Here is a 19,149-nt window from a genome sequence, read left to right on the forward strand (position 1 = left end):
ACGTTGAAAAAAGAGAGACCTTTTGGTCTCTCTTAAAACTTGGTGAGATATTGATCCAACTCCCATTGATGAACTTGCATGCGATAGTTGTCCCATTCTATCCTTTTAGCTTCCGTGAAGCGGTTATAGATATGATCACCTAACGCTGCGCGGATTACTGGATTCCGGGAGAGCTCTTCTAAGGCTTCATTTAAATCCACAGGTAGACTTGCAATCTGCATTTCTTTTCTTTCTTCAGGAGTTAAAGCATAGATATTTTTATCGATAGGCGGAGGCGGCACGATCCTGTTCTTTACCCCATCCAGTCCCGCTTTGATCAGTACGGCGAGGGCTAAATAGGGATTACAGGAGGGGTCGGGGTTTCTTACCTCTACCCTAGTACCGGTTCCCCTGCGCGCGGGAATACGTACCAACGGACTCCTGTTTTTTTCCGACCAAGCAATGTATACCGGTGCTTCAAAACCAGAAACAAGCCGCTTATAAGAATTTACAGTCGGGTTGGTTATGGCCGTATACCCGCGGGCATGTTTTAACAGCCCACCTATAAAATACATAGCCGTTTCGCTGAGCTGATATTTGCTGTTCGGATCATAAAATACATTGGTACCATTGGCGAACAGAGATAGATGGGTGTGCATGCCTGAACCGGCAATGCCGTAGAGGGGTTTGGGCATAAAAGTGGCGTGAAGTCCATGCCGTTGGGCAATGGTCCGAACTACAAATTTAAAAGTAACGATTTTATCAGCGGTTGCCAAAGCATCATCATATTTGAAATCTATTTCATGTTGTCCCGGCCCTACTTCATGGTGGGAGGCCTCCACTTCGAATCCCATATCCTGTAAGGCAATAACCATGTCGCGGCGGGCGTTTTCCCCCAAGTCCACCGGTGTGAGATCGAAATAGCTGGCTTTATCATGGGTTATGGTGGTGGGCTTACCATTTTCATCAACTAGGAAAAGAAAGAATTCTGCTTCAGGCCCTACATTGACCGTATATCCCAGTTCCGATGCTTCCTGCAATACTCTTTTTAAGGTACACCGGGGACAGCCTTCAAAAGGTTCTCCATCCGGAGTATAAACGTCACAAATTAGGCGCGCTACCGATCCCTCTTGCGGTCGCCAAGGAAAAGTGACAAAAGTATTGGGGTCGGGTTTAAGATACATGTCGGATTCTTCAATCCGCACAAAACCCTCAATTGAGGATCCGTCAAACATTAATTCGCCGTCCAAGGCTTTCTCGAGCTGTTCAACCGTAATGGCTACGTTCTTCAATACACCGAAAATATCGGTGAACTGAAGCCTGACGAATCGTACGTCCTTTTCCTTAGCTATGCGGAGTACATCTTCTTTGGTTAAAGACATGACCTGAAGTTCTCCTTCCTGCTTAAATTTAATAAAATACTAGCACAGGTAGCATGAACTCACAACCAAAAGTTATCTAGCACCTTAAGCGCTATCCAACCATATACAATTCTACAGATTTTCGACAATTCCTTCCTTTGCTTAATTTTTCTACCCCTTCGTCTGGCGAATTTTTTGGGCGGCACAGAGTAGCGCTATTTTTGCATAGTCAAATGACAGCCCTCCCTGGACATATACAGCATAGGGCGGCCGCATAGGTGCATCGGCGCTCAGCTCGATAGAAGATCCCTGAATGAAGGTGCCACCAGCCATAATAACTTCATCTTGGTAACCGGGCATGTTCCAGGGTACAGGGGTAACCCTAGCATCTACCGGAGAAGCCTCCTGGATTCCCTGGCAAAACAATCTTACTTTTTCCCTATCCCCCAGGAGAACGCCCTGAACGATATCGGCCCTTGGAGAATTGTAAGCGGGTAAAACTTCATATCCGAGCCGAGAAAAGAGACGAGCAGCAAAGACGGCACTTTTCAGGGCTTCTCTAACTACTAATGGGGCCAAAAATAGCCCTTGAAACAAGACACGGTTCATGTCCAGGGTGGCTCCTACATCGCTGCCTAGACCGGGAGCAGTCAAGGCTGCAGCCACCTGCTCTATTAAATCTGCCCTGCCCACTACGTAACCTCCGGTTGGGGCCAGACCTCCGCCGGGATTCTTGATGAGGGAACCGGCTACCAAATCTGCACCCACCTCCGAAGGTTCCCTCTCCTCTACAAACTCTCCATAACAGTTATCAACAAAACAAATAAGCTCGGAATTTATCGTCTTTACTTGCCGAATAATCTGGGCAATAGTATCTATATCCAGGGCCTTCCGCCATTGGTAGCCCGCAGAGCGTTGCAGAGCCACCACACGGGTATTCTTATTAATGGCCTGCGCGATGGCTGGGTAATCAGGTTCCCCTCCCGGTGTTAGGTCTACCTGTTTGTAAATTATGCCCCAGTCCCGAAGGGTTCCCTTTACATTCCCTTTGAGCCCTATAACCTTTTGTAAAGTATCATAGGGAGTTCCTGTAACCGAAAGTAGTTCATCTCCCGGCCGAAGAACACCGAATAAACAACTGGAGATGGCATGGGTACCTGAGACGAAATGTCCCCTTACTAGGGCTTTCTCTGCACGAAAAACCTTGGCATAGAGAGCGTCCAGCGTTTCTCTTCCGACATCACCGTAACCGTATCCGGTGCTTCCCAGCAAATGGTGACTACTAACCTGAAGTTGTTTAAAAGCCGTCAGCACCTTAAGATGATTAACAGACGCAATTTTTTTAAGATGTTTCCACTCCGGTGTGATTTCTTCTTCCACCTCAAGGGCCAAATCTAATAGGTCAGTATCAACACCATATTCATCGTGTAATAAATTTAAATCCATGGGCCTTTACACTACCTCCTAATTGAAATGGCTTGTCCCTCAAGAAATTATTTTGCTTCTGAGTTAGAGATTCCGATGTAGATTAAGGAATACCTATTGAAGGCCTGAAATCTTTCCCCTTTTCGATTTGCGATAAGAAGTTACCCGACTGCCACATATGACGCAGCGTCCCTTTTCAAGACCTCTCTGCCGTAAATGAAGGGGAGCCTGCAGCTCACCTTCCAGAACTCCCTCCCGTCTACCGTAGCGCCTTCCCCATCCAAAGCCGACCGTAAAGGAAGCTAGCAGTAGAGCAACTAGGATGAAATATCCGTAACTAGCAAGCATCTTGTTTTTCCTCCTTTAAAGGTATCTCCAAACAACGTTTTACGAGAGGCGTCGCTACCAATACGAGTAATGTTTTCTCTGTAGCTAGAGCCAAAGAAAGGGAAAACAAGATTATGGCGAACAGGATCGTTTCTACAACACCGAATTTACGAGCCCAGTTTTTGTGACCGGTAGGGTTTTCTTTTCTAAAATCCTGCAAGTCATCTAAAACCTGTACCAATAGAATTATACTCAAAGACGATAACATTTCCAACCATCCAAAAAACAAGGAACCTAGTAAAATGATGATAACTGTTTCCTGATATCCTTGTAAACCTGACGCCATTTTTTGCCTTGAATCAAAGAACATACCAACGGCGTAACTGGCCAAGAATAGGCTTAGAGAAATTTTTGGTGCCAGCCAGGCGGCGATAGCCAGGAAGACCATGAGATAGGGAACCAAAGAATAACCGTATGACCCTGCCACTGTGCGCTTACCCTTGGCCAAATCCCATGAAGAATCCAGAAGGTCATCCATTCCTTTTACTACCATTCCCGTCAGAAAAACGGCAGCAAAAAGAACGGCTATTCTAAGTATTCCGCCCCACAAAGGCTATCACTTCTTTCATTCCTTTTTTCGTCAAAGAAGAAACCGGAATGACTCGCACTCCTCTAACCGCTTCCTCTAATTGCTTCAAACCCTCCCGGGCCGAAGGCAAATCAACTTTGCTCGCCAAAACCACGTATCCGGTCCTCAGTTTACCCAGTTCCAAAAGTTGGCGGTCAACTTCGTTTAAGATCTGGCTACCGGAACGGTATTTTAACTTGGAAACATCAATCATATGTAAAATTAGAGGAACATTTTCTAAAGCTGACAACGTTTGTACCATTCCCTTTCTGATTGCCAGTTCCTGGTGGATAGAATCTACCAACCCCGTCGTGTCAATTAAGGTGACTTTATTACTGACTTTGCCGGCGGCTATTTCGACCGTAACCGATTGCAGGCAGCGGGTTTGGTGAGGGTTGGGTCCTATCAAAAATTTCCGGGCGGAAGGTAAATTCATAGTTCTTTGAATAGGTGTTTTACCCGGATAATTAAAGGTTATCGTTATCTTTGAATTTCCTAAGCTCTCGACGAAACTCAGCACAAAAGCAGTTTTACCCGCATTAGGCTGACCGATCACGAGGCATTCTTTAGCCATTACCTAGTGCCCCCTGGATGTCTTCCAGGTTTATACTCATCAATTCTTGGCGGGTCAATTTTTCTTCCTGAACCAGGCGAACGGCTTGACGCCGAATTGCCTTTTCAATTATATTGCGAACTAGACGGGCGTTTCCACTATGTTCATGGCCAAATATGGCCTCTTTCCGCAAAATTTTCTCCAACTCTGTTTCCGCTTCCGGAGACAACTTATACTGACGTCTTTCCAACATTAAATGCGCAATGGCCATCAATTCCGGAATAGTGTAATCGGGAAAATCCAAATGTATCGGGAAACGGGAACGAAGACCGGGATTGGTACGCAGGAACCAATCCATCTCCTCTTTATACCCGGCCAGAATTAGTATCAGGTTATTTTTATGATCTTCCATTGCTTTTACTAGAACATCAATGGTTTCTTTGCCAAAATCCTTTTCGCCTCCCCGGGCTAAAGAATAAGCTTCATCGATGAAAAGAATGCCTCCCATGGCCCTTTTAACCTGTTCGCGAGTCTTCTGGGCTGTATGTCCAATATACTCCCCTACCAGATCCGCCCTTTCTACCTCCACTAGATGACCTTTTTGCAAAACTCCCAATTCTTTGAACAGCTTACCAATGATCCTGGCTACAGTGGTTTTCCCTGTGCCAGGATTACCTCTAAATATCATATGCAGTACCGTAGGCTCCGTTGCTAACCGTTCTTTTGCCCTTATTTTCTGGATTTCCACGTAAGCCACGATTTCTTTGACCAAGTCTTTAATTTCCGTCAGTCCTATCAGATCGTCTAACTCTTTCAATATTTCATCCAATTTCTGTTTTTCTGCTTCTTCTGGTTGGCTGATTGGAGGATGAGTCACCTGCTTGGAATAATGTCGTATTAAGTTAATGGCTTTGGCGGGTGAGATAGTGCCCTTTTCTACCATTTCTCCCCAATTGTCGTTTGATTTTGGCCGTTCAAGCTTATTTTCCGTTCCAAACCGTAATTTAATTTCCACTAATCTGTCACCTCACTTCTGGCTAGCGGCATACATCTACTACATTATACGCAAAGAAACATGTAATTTTCCGGTGGAGAAAAGGATATAAGAAAAGGTCTATCTCTTAAGAGATAGACCTGTCTAAGCAAACTTCACTCCTCACAAACCCTATTTCGCGCCGGTTTCAGGGTGCAATTGATACTTTTGAATTTTACGATAGATAGTAGCTCGACTGATCCCCAGAGCTGCAGCGGCTTGTTTCTTACCTTTTTCCGACCAGCCAAATTGATGGAGAGCTCTTCTAATAGCTTCCTTCTCCAGTTCCTGCAAGGGGGCGACCGAGCCTCCGTTTTCAGAAATAGTGTTAATCAGGTTCTCCTTGCTAAAATGCTCCTTCATCCGAGGAGGCAGGCTGTCTAACGTAATGTAGTTAGTCTCTTCCAGGTTAATCGCATATTCCACCGCGTTGATTAGTTCCCGGACGTTACCGGGCCAGGGATAATTGAGGCAGAGGTCGAGAGCTTCTCGCGTGAATCCTTCAACCTCTTTTAGAAGGAGTTTACTATACCGTTGCCTGTAGTAATCTAAAAGTAACGGGATATCTTCTCGTCGTTCCCTAAGAGGGGGAATAATCAGCGGTATCACACTTAAACGATAAAACAAGTCTTCCCGAAATCTACCTTTCTGTACCAATTCTTGCAAGTCCTGGTTGGTAGCAGCAACGATACGAATATCTATCGGTATTACCCGGGTACTCCCCACTCGTTCAATTTGCCTTTCCTGCAGCACTCGCAAAAGCTTTGCCTGTAGGTATAGGGACATGTTACTGATCTCGTCAAGAAACAAAGTGCCGCCGTTAGCAAGTTCAATCTTTCCCGGTTTACCTCCGCGCTTCGCACCGGTGAATGCTCCCTCTTCATAACCGAAAAGTTCACTTTCCAGCAAGGTTTCAGGAATGGCACCGCAATTAATAGCAACGAAGGGTTTGTGAGCCCGAGTACTAGCGGCATGGATGGCCCGGGCAAATAGTTCTTTGCCTGTACCGCTTTCGCCGACAATCAGGACGGTGGAATTGCTGCCGGCAATTTTTCGGGCCTGCTCTTTAACCCTTTGGATGGAGGGACTTCGACCGATAATGTTATCAAAGGTCAGGGCATGCTGCTGCTGACTTAAGATTTCATACGCAAATTTCTGGGTTTCACTGAAGTCGCGGAAGGTGGCTACTACCCCCATTATTTTTTCTTCACTAGATTTAATCGGTTTGGCAGTGCATACTAAATGCAGATTTTGTTGATTGAACTTAAAATAAACTTCTCGCGAAGTGAACCCTTTGCCGTCGCGTAAAACCTCCAGCAGCGGAAGAGCCTCGAAATGCTGCTTTATGTCTGTACCTAGAATATAACTTTTTTTGATTCGAAAAAGCTTCTCTGCCGACCGGTTAAAATGAGTAATTCGTCCTTGACGGTCGATAGCAATAACTCCCTCATGAACTGAATTAATGAGAGCTTCCAGTTGATTAGCCATCACAATTTTTTCTTCTAAGAGTTCAGTTTCAGCAACTTTGCTGCTGATAAAATCTGCCATCCGTCCGATGAATTCTATTAAAGAGTCGGCGCGAGCCAACATGTTCTGGCGTTGTTTATCATCAAAGGCTATCAGGCTTATCGTCCCGATGACTTCCTGCTCCAAGTATATGGGGTATACGATAGATGCTTTATAAAAACATTTTCCCGCTAAAGGGCAAGACTGACAAATTTCGTGAAAGCCTGCTTCGCTGATAAATACATGCTTTCCAGTCTTAAGGACATACTTATTGATGAATCCTCTCAATAACTTACTCCCCACATCATTGTGTACTCGTCCTGTGCCGGCCACACGCACCAAGCTGGTATCAATGATTTCTACTTCAGCTTGTAAAACCGTGGCAATCGCTTCAGCCACTTTCTGCCCTTTTTCCCGGACCTGCTGCAACCTGGACATGAGGAACCCCCTAGTCTGTCAGTGCTCTTTCCCCTTACTTTTATGTTAAGGCAATTCTTATAGTGGTGCAAGTCGGGTGGAACTCGACAGAGTTTAGTTTGTCTTGCGGGCAGACCAAGCCCCGTTCAAGGAATTAAATAGTTGGATAAGTTGCCGGGAAAGTTCGGCGGATGAATAAGTGGTATGGCATTGCTGGCAGATATACTGGTTCACGCGAGGCTTTACGATCTGAACTTCTTTGCGACAATTAGGACATATCATGTTTAAAGAAGTCACCAGGGTCACCTCCTTATCTGGCGCAGGAGTTGGCCAGCAGAAACATTGGGAAAACTTTTCGCACTTGACCTTAGCAATAAACGTGCCACTTTAGTAAATAGCAACCTAAATCTTTAGTTTGCTGATAAAAGCGGATATCGGGCTCAAGCCCAGCAGAAAAAATTTTAGTCACTATCTTCCAGCTTATATCTCAATTTGATACACGTTGCCCCTTTTCGTAATTTTATAAGTCTGTCTCAAAATGCTACAAATCTCAATTTGAGAAAAATGTGGTAATCCGATTACAATAAATTCAGCATTAAGTTGTTTTATTTCTACCGCTATGGTAACCTTTTGAGAGGAGGTGAAAATATGGACAAGTTGGCAGAAGGTGATCTGGTTATTTTCGTGGACCATAAAGGTAGGAGTTTTATGCAACGACTTGATCCCAAAAAGATCTTTAACTTTCATGACGGACAGATTGCTCATGAGGAAGTTATTGGCAAACCGGACGGTTCAGAAATCCTGACCTCCATCGGAAAAAAGGTTTTGGTGTTTCGTCCAACCTTGAAGGAATACATTATGAACATGCCTAGAAAAAGTAATATAGTATATCCTAAGGATATTTCAATTATCTTGATGTGGGCTGACGTCTTTCCAGGAGCCCGGGTGGTGGAAGCAGGGTCTGGATCGGGAGCTCTTCTCTTATCTCTTTTGCGGGCAGTAGGAAACGAAGGGCAGGTAATTTCTTATGAGGAAAGGGAAGATATGCTGGAGAGGGCGAGGAAAAATGTCGAGCGGTTCGGCGGTATTCCTCCCCATCTTACCTTGAAAAAAGGAAATATATACGAGCAAATCGAAGAACGAGACATTGATCGTATAATTCTTGATGTTCCGGAACCATGGAGGGTTTTGCCTCACGCCTCCGTTGCCTTGAAATCAGGAGGGATTATCGTTGCCTATACTCCTACTATTAAACAAGCCGAACAGTTCGTGGCGGCAGTAAAAAGTAGTTCTGACTTTATGTTTTTACAGACCATCGAAGTTTTAATTCGCGAGTGGCACATAGAAGGTCTAAGCGTTCGCCCCGAGCACCGGATGGTAGGACATACGGGGTTCCTTTCTTTGGCAAGGAAATTTATCCCTGTATCGCCACTGCAGGAATAGGAAAAACCGGGCTTAAAACCCGGTTTTAGCTTTCACAGATCAACACCTGACCCTTCCCTTTTTTCAAGTTGTCTTCCCTTATCAATTCTATAAACAGGTCCACCAGCTCCGGGTCCCATTGGGTTCCTGCTCCCGCCTTCAGTTCACTGAGAGCAGCAGCGACTTCCAGGCCAGGGCGGTACGGTCGATCAGAAGTCATGGCATCATACGCGTCGGCAATAGCTACTATCCTGGCCAGCAGGGGTATTTTTTCTCCCGCAAGGCCGTCGGGGTATCCACCTCCGTCGTAGCGTTCATGGTGATGCCTTATGACTGGTAGTATTCCTCGGGCAAATTTTAAGGAGGAGCAGATCCTTTCGCCGATCAAAGGGTGTTCTTGAATGATTTTCTTTTCCTGTTCGGTCAATTTTCCTTTCTTGTTAAGAATGGAATCCTGAATACCTATTTTGCCTATGTCATGAAGCCTGCCTGCCAGCGCAACGGTTGACTGTTCTTCTTTACTCAACTTTAACTTTTGGGCTAGTTTCCGGGCGTAACAGGCAACTCTATCTGAATGACCCTTGGTATAACGATCTTTAGCTTCTACCGCTAAAGCCAGGCTGACCACAATGTTTTGACTGTCTTCCAGGGCCTGTAGTGATTGTAGCAACTCCTGCTGTTTTGCGGCCAATTCCCTGTTTTGTCTTTCCAGCTCCGCGTAAGCATGTTCTAGGGCACGTCGTTTATCCTTTAAGGAAAAGACCATGAAATTAAAACCGTCGGCCAGGAAATTTATTTCGTTTCCTCTGTTCATTTTATAGACCTGACAGTATGTACATTCCTTGCCGCCGGCAACAAACCAACATTTGATTTCTTTTTGGTAAGCAGGACAATTTTGCCGGCGGCAGTTTTTTACCTCCCAACAGTTTACTGCTTTGAACGCAGGAACCTGAATATCCAATGTACCTTTTGCAATTCTCAGATAAGCGGTAGCGAGGTGCTTGATCGGCCTTATGACCGAATATACTACCCAACCAAAAAGAATCAGAAAAACGGTAGTGCCTGATGCTATGGCTACCAGTATTCTTCTGCCGATCAATTTTTTGTACCTAACGAAGGGTAATTCCCTGGTACCCACATAGATGGCACCGATCACCCGCCCCTGAAAATCTACAAGGGGCTTGTATGCGCTATAAACCCACTCATCCATCACCAGCTCTCGTCCGTAGTAAGGTTCTCCCCCCTCCAGCACTTTTCGGTAGACCTGGGGGGATAAAACATGGTCGAAGACTCTCTCACCTGACATGTCCTTACGGGAAGTGGCCACTAGAACCGGACCTAGAAACAGAGATACATGGCCGTCCAGCTTGCTTGACAGCCAGTCAAGCAAGCCCGTATCCCTGTTTAAAATATCTCCTACCACAATTACGCTTTTCAGCTGTCCTTCTTGGCGTACAGGAACAGCGGCTACCTGGACCAAGGCTCCTTTAACTGCAACTCTGTTCCTGTCGGTTTCGGTTCTGTACCGGTTTCTTACTTCTACTGCTGTCCTGGACAACAAGTTGGTCTTTCGTAGCATATCTTCGGAAAGAACCATATAACCGATGAAATCCTTGCCTTCGAAAATCTTTTCCGCTAATGGAATGGGCACGGAAAATTCTTGGGGCGAAACGGGCCCGCTGCTGCTATAGAGCAACTGACCATCGGCATCAACATACCAGACGAAGTCAAATGTGATACTTAGATTTGGTTGTTCCCCGTACCTATCCAACCATTCGTCTAGCCAGGTGAATTCTCTCCAGTCATGATGACTGAACTCGGCTTTCAGGGCCGCTGCCAGTTGGTGTAAATACCGGCCTCGCATAATCAATATTTCTTCCACTGCGGCTAGGTTCCGGGAAATCTCTCGGGTGGCTAGGACATCAAATATGACATAATTGGAACTTCGGTCCATGATTATAAATAAGAGCAGCATAACCAGGCCAAATACCAGCAAAGTTTTTCGCAGGAGAGACATGCGATGAAAAATTCTAACCAGAGACTGGAAATATACCATATCTTTCCCCCTATTTGATTGTAACAACTATTTAGAATCAGTGACAATTCCTTCCGGACAAATTGTAGAAAATTAAACCTAAATGGAAAAAACCGGCGGATCAACTGTTTGCCGGTTTTTTCTTTCCCGGAGCTTCTTCTTAATAATATTGCCACCGACACCAGAAACGTTCCAATAAGTCCAAAACGTAATAACAAATCAGCCCCAAGAGGCTCATAGCGATTATTCCAGCAAACATTTCGGAAAAGTTTGCTTTGTACCAGGCATTAAATATAAAATACCCTAAACCGGTTGAGCCAGCTACCGTTTCCGTTAAAAAAAGAACGGCGATGGCTGTTCCCAGGCTTACTCGAGCGGCGGTAAGAATCTTAGGAAGGCAAGCGGGAACAATTACATGACGGTAAATATCTTTTCTGCTAGCCCCTAAAGATATTACTGAGGTGACCAGCTGGCGCGGGATTCCTTTTGCCGCATCTCTAGCGGTAACTAAAATTTGAAAAAATATAATCAACACAATTATAAAAATCTTGGCTTGATCTCCAATTCCTAACAGTATCATCACTATCGGCAAAAATACAATTTTAGGGATGGGATACACTAGATAAACGACAGGTGACAAGAGGCGATCGAGTTTTTCTTCCGCACCCATGACCAGTCCGATAGGAACAGCAGTCACCAGAGCCAGTAGTAAGCTGGTAACAACCCGGTATCCGCTTATTACAAAATGTCGGCCTAGGACGGGAAAGAATATCCTAATAAACTCTTTGACCGCCGTCATGGGTGGCGGTAAGACCGGTTTATGCAAAATTAGGGAGAGTACCTGCCAGAGGAATACAATTATGGCTATAGCACCGAGATAGGGTAAAAGTTTTGGTCGCGATTTTTTATTCCCTTGGAACACGGTCACCATTACTCTCCTTCAGAAGGGAACGGATCAAGCTACAGGTTTGGTAAAATTCTACCTGATGTCGGTAATGCGAATTACCAGCCTCGGGATTCTCGATTACTTTAATCACTCTTCCGGGACGTGGCGAAAAAATTATTATTTTTCGTCCCAGAAAGACTGCTTCCTCGATATTGTGCGTAACTAACACCATGGTAAGGTTTCTTCGACACCAGATGTCCAGAATGGTTTCCTGAAGTTTTTCGCGGGTCAGAGCGTCTAAAGCAGAAAGAGGCTCGTCCATCAATAACAAATCAGGTTCCAGGGCCAGAGCGCGGGCAATAGCTAAGCGCTGCCGCTGACCACCACTCAGCTGGGCCGGGTAATGGTGTATGAACTCAGCCAGCCCCAGTTCCTTGAGAATGGTCATGACCTTTGCTTGCTGTGTCCGACTTAATCTTCCCCGGATTTCCAGACCCAGAACCGCATTTTTCCATACCGTTTTCCAGGGAAGCAAGCCATAATCCTGAAGTATCAAAGCCGTATTTCTGCGAGGACCTAGTAACTCCTTTCCAGCAATCATGACTTGTCCTCGAGTGGGACGCAGCAGCCCTGCAAGTAGAAAAAGCAGGGTGGTCTTTCCGCAACCGGAAGGTCCAATTACGGCGCAGCTATCACCCTGCCCCACCGACAAGCTTACTTTTTCCAGGGCTTTCACTTGGTAATGATTGTCCTCATAGACCAAATCTACGTTGTTAATCTCAATCATGGCTTAATTCCCAATGAAGGTTTCATCAACCAATTCACTGTAGCTATAGGGTTTATCCAATAGTTTCTTTTCCACTGCCCAGTTAACCAGCCGTTTAACCTCTTCTTCTTTAGGTACCTGAGGCTGAGAAAAGCTGGGAATTACATAAGTATCTTGCAGAGCCTCAGGGACACGCGCCTTTTCATTGAACAATTTCCGGTATTTTTCCGGGTTACGGCTGACTTCTGCGGCAGCTTTACCCCAAACTTCGATCAAGCGTTTTATGGCTTCCCGTTTTTCCGTCAAGGCTTTTTGGTTGAAAAGCATAACTACCTGGGAAATGTTTTCCGTCAGGCGTGTATCATCAATGACAACTTTTGCCCCTTTACTTTCGGCGAGGGTAGCCAGAGGATCCGGTAATACTGCCGCTTTCACCTGATCGCTTAACAATAATTGAAGTCTTTCCGGAATGCGTGGTATTGCTACTTTGCGCACCTCTTCCGGTTTAAGCCCGGCAATGGTGAGCATCTGGTCAGCTACATATTCAATAATAGTATTTTCAGAAAGGGCCACCTCCTGCCCTCTCAACTGAGCAACCGAATTGATCCCTGAATTGGGAGAAGCAAGCAGAACAAACCTACCTTCCTCAGGGGTAGCCCCTAAAGTGAGGGATACAATACGTACTTCCGTTCCTGCTTTTTTAAGTAAGGCTGCGGCCAGGATATCCGCCACTTCCCCGTCTATCTGTCCCGCCTGCATGGCCGTATCTCTATCTCGGGCACTGTTAAAGGGTATTATTTCTACGGTTAATCCTGCTTGCTGAAACATATTATTCTCTTCCGCTACCCACAAAGGAAAACTATCCTCTATCGGAAGAACGCCTATTTTTAAAGGTTGATTGCTGAAACTGGCTTCGGATTTTGGCTGTTCACTGTTTGAACACCCAGCGGTGACCAGAACGAGAAGCAAGAGGAGCGGAAGCGCTCTCCATAGTATTCTCTTCATCTTTTTACTGCCTCCTCGGCGTAGTTTGGCCCTTAGCCATTTTTTTCGACACCTGAGTTGTAAATCCTTCCAGAATCGCGCGATAACTCTCCTCGAGAGGAGAGTTATCTTCAAGTCTGTCTCTAAATTTTAGGCTCTGTAGCAAGATTTACTGGCCGGGCAGGAACAACAGTGGATATGGCGTGTTTATATACCATCTGCTGTTTTCCGTCCGCTTCTATGATTACAGTAAAATTGTCAAAGCCCCGGATGATACCCTTGATCTGAAACCCATTCACTAAGTAAACTGTAGCCGGAATATTATCTTTCCGTATCTGATTCAAAAAAGTATCCTGCAGATTAATTGTAGTTTTAGACATGTTTTTCCCTCCAAAGGACAAGTTTGGTTGTAATTGTATTCTACATCACAAGCTAAGAGTCCTCCTTATTTCACCAACAATTAATTCAACAAGCGGCTGAATATTGGAATAGACATCAACGTCAAACCAACGAATACGTTTATCCCTGCGGAACCACGTCAATTGTCGCTTGGCAAAGCGACGCGTATCTCTCTTTAATAAACGTATCGCCTCCTCTAAAGAATATTCTCCCTTTAAGTAACCCACAATCTGTTTGTATCCCAAGCCCTGCAGAGCTGGTAATTGCGGGCTATAACCCATTTCCAACAACTTTCTTACTTCCTCTACCAATCCTGTAGCGATCATTTCGTCTACTCTTTGGTTTATTCGCTGATAGAGTTTCTTCCTATCCATGTACAGTCCAATCATACAGACACGGTAGTTTTTATTTTCCTCTCTACCTACCCGATGACTCTTAGAGAGAGGTTGGCCGGTACGGTAATAAACCTCCAGAGCCCTGATAACCCGGCGCAAATCATTCGGATGAATTTTAGCCGCCGAAACCGGGTCCACCTCAGCCAGCTGGCGGTGCAACCAAAGGTTACCCCGTTCAGCGGCCTGTTTTTTCAGCCGGCGTCTAATCTCCCAATCGACCTCTAATTCTGTAAAGGTATAAGGATCGATAACCGAACGGACATATAACCCCGTTCCCCCGACCAGCATTGGCAATTTGCCTCTCCGGTAAATTTCCTCTATTTTTTCTCGGGCCAATTTTTGGAACTCTGCTACGCTGAAGCTTTCTTTCGGGTCCTTAAAATCCAACAAGTGGTGAGGTATGTATTTTCCGTCACCGGTATAACGCTCTGTTTCTCGAGTCTTGGCGGTACCGATATCCATAAACCGATAAACTTGCATAGAATCGGCTGATACAATTTCCCCGTCGATTTTACCTGCTACTTCTACAGCTATTTTTGACTTACCAACCGCTGTCGGTCCAACTATTACGACTAAAGGAGTAAGCATTCTTGCCCCTCCTAGAAATCTAAGTCCGTCCAAAACGCCTGGCCAACTCTTGCTTCGACAAATGCAATACGGTAGGTCTGCCGTGGGGACAGGTGTAGGGCACTTCCGTCTTCCTTAGCTCTTCCAAGATAAATTCCATTTCCTCGACAGACAGGATTTCGTTGGCCTTAACTGCTGCCCGGCAGGCCATCACCGTTACTGCCTTTTCCTGTAGTTCTGCCGGTTCCAAATCATCTGCGTCGAGAACAACATCTATAAGGTCCAACAGAAATTCCTTTTGAGAATTAACCTTGAGGTCGAGGGGAAAAGTACGGATTAGAAATGTATTACCCCCGAAAGCCTCTACGGTTATACCTAAAGCAGCCAAAGTTGAAATTTTTTTCTCCAACACCTGAACCTGAGGTGGAGAAAGCTCTAGAGTAACCGGAACTGCCAGTATTTGTGAGTGTATCTGAGACTTTTTCACTTTATGCATTAGCCGCTCGTACATTACCCGTTCGTGGGCTGCATGCTGATCGATCAGATATAAGTCGTCATCCGTAGCAGCGACAATATACGTACCTCCAACTTGTCCCAAAACTTTGAGATACGGCAACTTGTCGTCAACTTTCCGTTCTAAATAAGTCTCTGCTGTTTCCGCTATAGCGGCCCTCTGGCGAGCGACACTGGACCCATCATTTTCCCAATTAATGCTTACCTGGTGTGCAGCCTGGAAGTCTGGCTTCTTGACGACCTCTTTTACCTTGCGTACCAGCGGGGTTCGGCCCAGCGCGTCCCTTATCCCTTTGGTCAGCTCTACAGCCACTTCCCGCTCTTCACGGAAACGAACTTCCAGCTTGGCTGGGTGAACATTGACATCCACTAACTCCGGGTTGAGCTGCAAATGAATTACGGCTAATGGATGGCGGTTAGTTGGAATTAACGTATGAAATGCCTGTTCCAAAGCCTGATTTAACAGCGAGTGCCTGATATATCTGCGGTTGACGAAGAAGTTCTGGTAGGAGCGGTTTCCCCGGTGCAGTTCAGGTCGTCCCACATAACCTGTTACCCGTAAATATTTTCCTTGGTAATCCACCGGCAAGAGGGAGCGGCCGATTTCAGGACCATATACACTGGCTATGGTCTCTAAAAGGTTATTTTTCCCGGAAGTGGTCAAGATTACTCTCTGGTTATGAGTAAGACGAAAAGCGACATGGGGATGAGCAAGGGCTAGACGCCCGACCGTCTCGGTGATCAAAGCCATTTCTGTCGCCGGCTTCTTTAAATACTTTTTACGGACAGGAGTGTTAAAAAAGAGGTCTCTGACATTAACGGTAGTACCTTTAGGACATCCGCATGGTTCTAACGACAGTTCTTTCCCCCCGATTATCTCGAAACGGTGTCCTTGCAAACTCTTTTCCGTACGGGTAAGTACTTCTACTTTGGCCACGGCTGCAATGCTGGGTAGGGCCTCCCCCCGGAAGCCTAAAGTCAAGACGGAATCAAGATCCTGGGCGTTGCGAATTTTGCTGGTAGCGTGTCGTTGAAAAGCTAAAGGGATCTCTTCGCGAGTCATACCTTCTCCGTTATCCGTGACTCGAATATAATCTAACCCCCAACCCCTTATTTCCACTTCGATCATACGGCTGCCAGCATCGAGAGAATTCTCTACCAACTCCTTAACCACCGAAGCCGGTCTTTCAATAACCTCTCCAGCCGCAATTTTATCGGCCGTTTCCTGGTCCAAAATGTGAATCCTGCTTGTGGAATCTGACATATTCAATGCCTGCCTTTCCTAATTCTGATCTGTAGTTCATAGAGCTTATTTATGGCGTCTAAAGGAGTCATAGATAAAATGTCTAGTTCCTTAATCTCATTTATCACTTCCTGCACTTCGCTGTTGGAAAAGAACTCCAATTGCTTCACCGGACCGGCCTTATTTCTTTCAGAGCCAGCAGCCGGTTGCGCCAAACCAGTCCCTACTTCATCCTGAGCCTCGATCATATGCAAAATTTCTTTGGCCCTCCTAATTACCTCTTGCGGCAGACCAGCCAGACGGGCAACCTGGATTCCATAGCTTCGGTCAGTGCCGCCGGGAACAATTTGTCGCAAAAAAATGATGTCATCGCCCTTTTCTTTCACTGCCACCCGGTAATTTTTGACCCGCGTATGCAGCTCAGCCAGGCGGTTGAGCTGGTGATAATGGGTGGCGAACAGTGTTTTCGCTCCCGCCTTCTGAGGATCGAGGAGGTACTCTGCCACCGCCCAGGCAATACTGACACCATCGTAGGTGCTGGTACCGCGTCCAATCTCATCTAAAATAATAAGACTATTGCGGGTTGCATTATGTAAAATATTAGATACTTCGTTCATTTCTACCATGAACGTGCTCTGACCGGTGGCCAAATCGTCTGCGGCTCCCACGCGCGTAAAAATGCGGTCTACAATGCCTATTTCCGCCTCCCGCGCCGGAACAAAGCTTCCCATTTGAGCCATAAGCGTAATGAGAGCTACCTGCCGCATGTAGGTCGATTTACCGGCCATGTTGGGACCGGTGATTATGGCCATTTGATGCTCGTTACAGTCCAGGTACGTATCATTGGGGACAAAAACTTCTCCCTCCAGTACCCTTTCTACCACCGGATGCCTGCCTTCTTTGATATAGATCGCATCGCCTTCGTTGACCTTTGGCTTGCAATAATTATAAGTAGCAGCAACTTCCGCCAGTGAAGCCAGCACATCCAACTGAGCGAGGATCTGGGCAGCCTTCTGGATACGGGGGATGGATGATGCGATCTCCTCTCTTATTTTCACAAAAAGGTCGTACTCTAGCTGGACTGCCCTTTCCTCCGCTCCCAACACGAGATTTTCGTATTCTTTTAATTTAGAGGTTATAAAACGTTCTGCATTGGCCAGCGTTTGCTTACGTATGTAATCATCTGGTACATGGGGCAGGTTGGGCTTGGTAACTTCGATGTAATAGCCAAATACTTTGTTGTAACCGACTTTCAGCGATTTTATACCGGTCCGTTCTCTTTCTTCTGCTTCTAACGCCGCTATCCAGTGCTTTCCATTTCGGGCCGCCTCTCGCAATTTGTCTACCTCGCTGTTGTATCCCGCACGGATAATTCCTCCCTCTTTTACGGAAAGAGGTGGATCATCCGTGATAGAAGCCTCAATTAATTCAACCACATCCGACAGTAAATCCAGATTCTTATATAACTCCTGGAGTAGTGTGCCGGGAGCATTTTGCAAAATTTTTCTAAAAGCAGGCAGTTTGGAAAGAGATTGTTTTAACGCTAGCAAATCCCGAGCATTGGCATTTCCGTAAGATATACGGGTAATGAGTCTTTCTAGGTCGTATATCCCCTTGAGCAGGCTCCGTAAATCATGCCGGATAAAGACATGGTTAACCAGTGCCTCTACGGCATCTTGTCTTTTTCTGATCTCTTCCACACTGAGTAAAGGTTGCTCTATCCACTGTCTTAATAATCTTCCTCCCATGGCCGTTAAAGTTTGGTCTAACACCCAAAGGAGAGTCCCTTTACGTGCACCGCTTCTTATAGTACTGACCAACTCCAGGTTTCGCCGGGTTGCGGCGTCGATTACCATATGATTTTTAGGAAAATAGGTCACTAGCCGGGATAAGTGCCTCAGGTTACTTTTTTGGGTTTCCTGCAAAAATAGCAGCAAAGTGGCAGCAGCCCGGATTCCCTGCTGCAGATCTTCACAGCCAAAACCCTCTAAGGATACGGTCTGAAAATGTTCGATTAAAAGTTCGTAGGCCCTTCGGTTATTCAATCTTGTTTCCGGATAACAGCTACATAACCCCGTAACATTTCGGCGAACCAGGCGGGTAATCTCTGAATCGGCATATAATTGAGGTTCCAACAAACATTCGGCAGGTTGAAGGCGGGCTAGTTCATCCACAATGGTGTTGAGGGCGTCCTTCCCCGCTATCTCGGTTAAGCGGAAATCCCCTGTTGATATATCGGTGTAAGCCAAACCAAAGGTACCCTCTTCTTCTGTAATAGCTACCAAGTAATTATTTTTTTTCTCCTCTAGCAACTGACTGTCTGTAACCGTTCCGGGGGTAATAACTCTCACTACTTCTCTTCTTACAATTCCTTTCGCCGACTTGGGGTCCTCCACCTGTTCACAGATAGCCACTTTATATCCTTTGGCGATCAGACGCCCGATGTACCCGTCGGCTGCATGGTAAGGAACTCCACACATCGGTACCTTTCTGTCTTTTCCCGCCTCCCGAGAGGTTAAAGTTATCTCCAGTTCCCTGGATGCAACCAGTGCATCATCGAAAAACATCTCATAAAAATCACCGAGACGGAAAAATAGTATGGCGTCTTTGTATTCCTTCTTTATTTTCAAATACTGCTGCATCATAGGCGTAAATTGAGCCAAGGATGATCTTCCTCCCTGAAATATGCTGGTTAAATTTGCTCTGCCAG

General features: G+C 45.8%; 17 protein-coding genes. 1 reads left to right on the forward strand and 16 read right to left on the reverse strand.

The genetic code is table 11. The annotated features are described in order from the left end of the window. Window positions 1-32: 32 nt before the first annotated feature. The 8 genes from glnA to KKC1_RS15640 all read right to left on the reverse strand — a co-directional run bounded on the left by glnA (window position 33) and on the right by KKC1_RS15640 (window position 7,526). Window positions 33-1,361: a type I glutamate--ammonia ligase gene (glnA, locus tag KKC1_RS02875; RefSeq protein ID WP_088553004.1), complete on the reverse strand. Its 1,329-nt coding sequence runs from the start codon at window positions 1,359-1,361 to the stop codon at window positions 33-35. A 150-nt stretch (window positions 1,362-1,511) separates the two neighbouring features. Next, a complete protein-coding gene (locus KKC1_RS02880; protein WP_088553005.1) occupies window positions 1,512-2,786 on the reverse strand; it encodes a methionine gamma-lyase family protein in 1,275 nt (424 codons plus the stop codon). 93 nt (window positions 2,787-2,879) lie between these two features. Continuing rightward, window positions 2,880-3,113: a hypothetical protein gene (locus KKC1_RS02885; protein WP_088553006.1), complete on the reverse strand. Its 234-nt coding sequence runs from the start codon at window positions 3,111-3,113 to the stop codon at window positions 2,880-2,882. Beyond that, the gene (locus tag KKC1_RS02890) at window positions 3,103-3,702 is read right to left on the reverse strand and encodes a hypothetical protein (RefSeq protein ID WP_088553007.1); all 600 of its coding nucleotides are present in this window, start codon (window positions 3,700-3,702) and stop codon (window positions 3,103-3,105) included. The genes KKC1_RS02885 and KKC1_RS02890 overlap by 11 nt, the downstream gene beginning before the upstream one ends. Beyond that, on the reverse strand, window positions 3,683-4,294 hold the full coding sequence (locus KKC1_RS02895) for a GTPase (RefSeq protein WP_088553008.1): 612 nt from the start codon (window positions 4,292-4,294) through the stop codon (window positions 3,683-3,685). Before KKC1_RS02895 ends, KKC1_RS02890 begins: the two co-directional genes overlap by 20 nt. Then, window positions 4,287-5,288 (reverse strand): stage V sporulation protein K, encoded by a 1,002-nt coding sequence (spoVK, locus tag KKC1_RS02900; RefSeq protein WP_238134171.1) that lies wholly within the window; start codon window positions 5,286-5,288, stop codon window positions 4,287-4,289. Before spoVK ends, KKC1_RS02895 begins: the two co-directional genes overlap by 8 nt. Window positions 5,289-5,438: 150 nt before the next feature. After that, the gene (locus KKC1_RS02905; protein WP_088553009.1) at window positions 5,439-7,250 is read right to left on the reverse strand and encodes a sigma-54-dependent Fis family transcriptional regulator; all 1,812 of its coding nucleotides are present in this window, start codon (window positions 7,248-7,250) and stop codon (window positions 5,439-5,441) included. A 93-nt stretch (window positions 7,251-7,343) separates the two neighbouring features. After that, on the reverse strand, window positions 7,344-7,526 hold the full coding sequence (locus tag KKC1_RS15640) for a hypothetical protein (protein ID WP_143288662.1): 183 nt from the start codon (window positions 7,524-7,526) through the stop codon (window positions 7,344-7,346). A 351-nt stretch (window positions 7,527-7,877) separates the two neighbouring features. Here KKC1_RS15640 and KKC1_RS02910 point away from each other — a divergent pair, with 351 nt between their 5' ends. Further along, a complete protein-coding gene (locus KKC1_RS02910) occupies window positions 7,878-8,672 on the forward strand; it encodes a tRNA (adenine-N1)-methyltransferase (protein WP_088553010.1) in 795 nt (264 codons plus the stop codon). 25 nt (window positions 8,673-8,697) lie between these two features. On the opposite strand, the gene KKC1_RS16495 is transcribed toward KKC1_RS02910, so the two are convergent. The 8 genes from KKC1_RS16495 to mutS all read right to left on the reverse strand — a co-directional run bounded on the left by KKC1_RS16495 (window position 8,698) and on the right by mutS (window position 19,102). Then, complete coding sequence (locus tag KKC1_RS16495) at window positions 8,698-10,707, reverse strand: HD domain-containing phosphohydrolase (protein ID WP_202819924.1); 2,010 nt, start codon at window positions 10,705-10,707, stop codon at window positions 8,698-8,700. A gap of 139 nt (window positions 10,708-10,846) precedes the next feature. Then, entirely contained in the window at window positions 10,847-11,614 is a 768-nt protein-coding gene (locus KKC1_RS02920; RefSeq protein WP_238134172.1) for an ABC transporter permease, read from the reverse strand. Next, on the reverse strand, window positions 11,592-12,359 hold the full coding sequence (locus tag KKC1_RS02925; protein ID WP_088553012.1) for an ABC transporter ATP-binding protein: 768 nt from the start codon (window positions 12,357-12,359) through the stop codon (window positions 11,592-11,594). The genes KKC1_RS02920 and KKC1_RS02925 overlap by 23 nt, the downstream gene beginning before the upstream one ends. A 3-nt stretch (window positions 12,360-12,362) precedes the next feature. Then, window positions 12,363-13,343: an ABC transporter substrate-binding protein gene (locus KKC1_RS02930; protein ID WP_088553013.1), complete on the reverse strand. Its 981-nt coding sequence runs from the start codon at window positions 13,341-13,343 to the stop codon at window positions 12,363-12,365. A 122-nt stretch (window positions 13,344-13,465) separates the two neighbouring features. Further along, a complete protein-coding gene (hfq, locus tag KKC1_RS02935) occupies window positions 13,466-13,702 on the reverse strand; it encodes an RNA chaperone Hfq (RefSeq protein WP_088553014.1) in 237 nt (78 codons plus the stop codon). A gap of 45 nt (window positions 13,703-13,747) precedes the next feature. After that, a complete protein-coding gene (miaA, locus tag KKC1_RS02940) occupies window positions 13,748-14,704 on the reverse strand; it encodes a tRNA (adenosine(37)-N6)-dimethylallyltransferase MiaA (RefSeq protein WP_088553015.1) in 957 nt (318 codons plus the stop codon). Window positions 14,705-14,723: 19 nt separating this feature from the next. Next, the gene (gene mutL / locus KKC1_RS02945; protein ID WP_088553016.1) at window positions 14,724-16,460 is read right to left on the reverse strand and encodes a DNA mismatch repair endonuclease MutL; all 1,737 of its coding nucleotides are present in this window, start codon (window positions 16,458-16,460) and stop codon (window positions 14,724-14,726) included. Window positions 16,461-16,462: 2 nt separating this feature from the next. After that, the gene (gene mutS / locus KKC1_RS02950) at window positions 16,463-19,102 is read right to left on the reverse strand and encodes a DNA mismatch repair protein MutS (RefSeq protein WP_088553017.1); all 2,640 of its coding nucleotides are present in this window, start codon (window positions 19,100-19,102) and stop codon (window positions 16,463-16,465) included. Window positions 19,103-19,149 lie beyond the last annotated feature (47 nt).

The organism is Calderihabitans maritimus (genome assembly GCF_002207765.1).
Lineage (GTDB): Bacteria > Bacillota > KKC1 > Calderihabitantales > Calderihabitantaceae > Calderihabitans > Calderihabitans maritimus.

Coding starts and splice junctions, on each gene's coding strand:
- glnA (WP_088553004.1), bottom strand. CDS start 1,361: ATGTCTTTAACCAAAGAAGATGTACTCCGCATAGCTAAGGAAAAGGAC.
- KKC1_RS02880 (WP_088553005.1), bottom strand. CDS start 2,786: ATGGATTTAAATTTATTACACGATGAATATGGTGTTGATACTGACCTA.
- KKC1_RS02885 (WP_088553006.1), bottom strand. CDS start 3,113: ATGCTTGCTAGTTACGGATATTTCATCCTAGTTGCTCTACTGCTAGCT.
- KKC1_RS02895 (WP_088553008.1), bottom strand. CDS start 4,294: ATGGCTAAAGAATGCCTCGTGATCGGTCAGCCTAATGCGGGTAAAACT.
- KKC1_RS02905 (WP_088553009.1), bottom strand. CDS start 7,250: ATGTCCAGGTTGCAGCAGGTCCGGGAAAAAGGGCAGAAAGTGGCTGAA.
- KKC1_RS02910 (WP_088553010.1), top strand. CDS start 7,878: ATGGACAAGTTGGCAGAAGGTGATCTGGTTATTTTCGTGGACCATAAA.
- KKC1_RS16495 (WP_202819924.1), bottom strand. CDS start 10,707: ATGGTATATTTCCAGTCTCTGGTTAGAATTTTTCATCGCATGTCTCTC.
- KKC1_RS02925 (WP_088553012.1), bottom strand. CDS start 12,359: ATGATTGAGATTAACAACGTAGATTTGGTCTATGAGGACAATCATTAC.
- KKC1_RS02930 (WP_088553013.1), bottom strand. CDS start 13,343: ATGAAGAGAATACTATGGAGAGCGCTTCCGCTCCTCTTGCTTCTCGTT.
- hfq (WP_088553014.1), bottom strand. CDS start 13,702: ATGTCTAAAACTACAATTAATCTGCAGGATACTTTTTTGAATCAGATA.
- miaA (WP_088553015.1), bottom strand. CDS start 14,704: ATGCTTACTCCTTTAGTCGTAATAGTTGGACCGACAGCGGTTGGTAAG.
- mutL (WP_088553016.1), bottom strand. CDS start 16,460: ATGTCAGATTCCACAAGCAGGATTCACATTTTGGACCAGGAAACGGCC.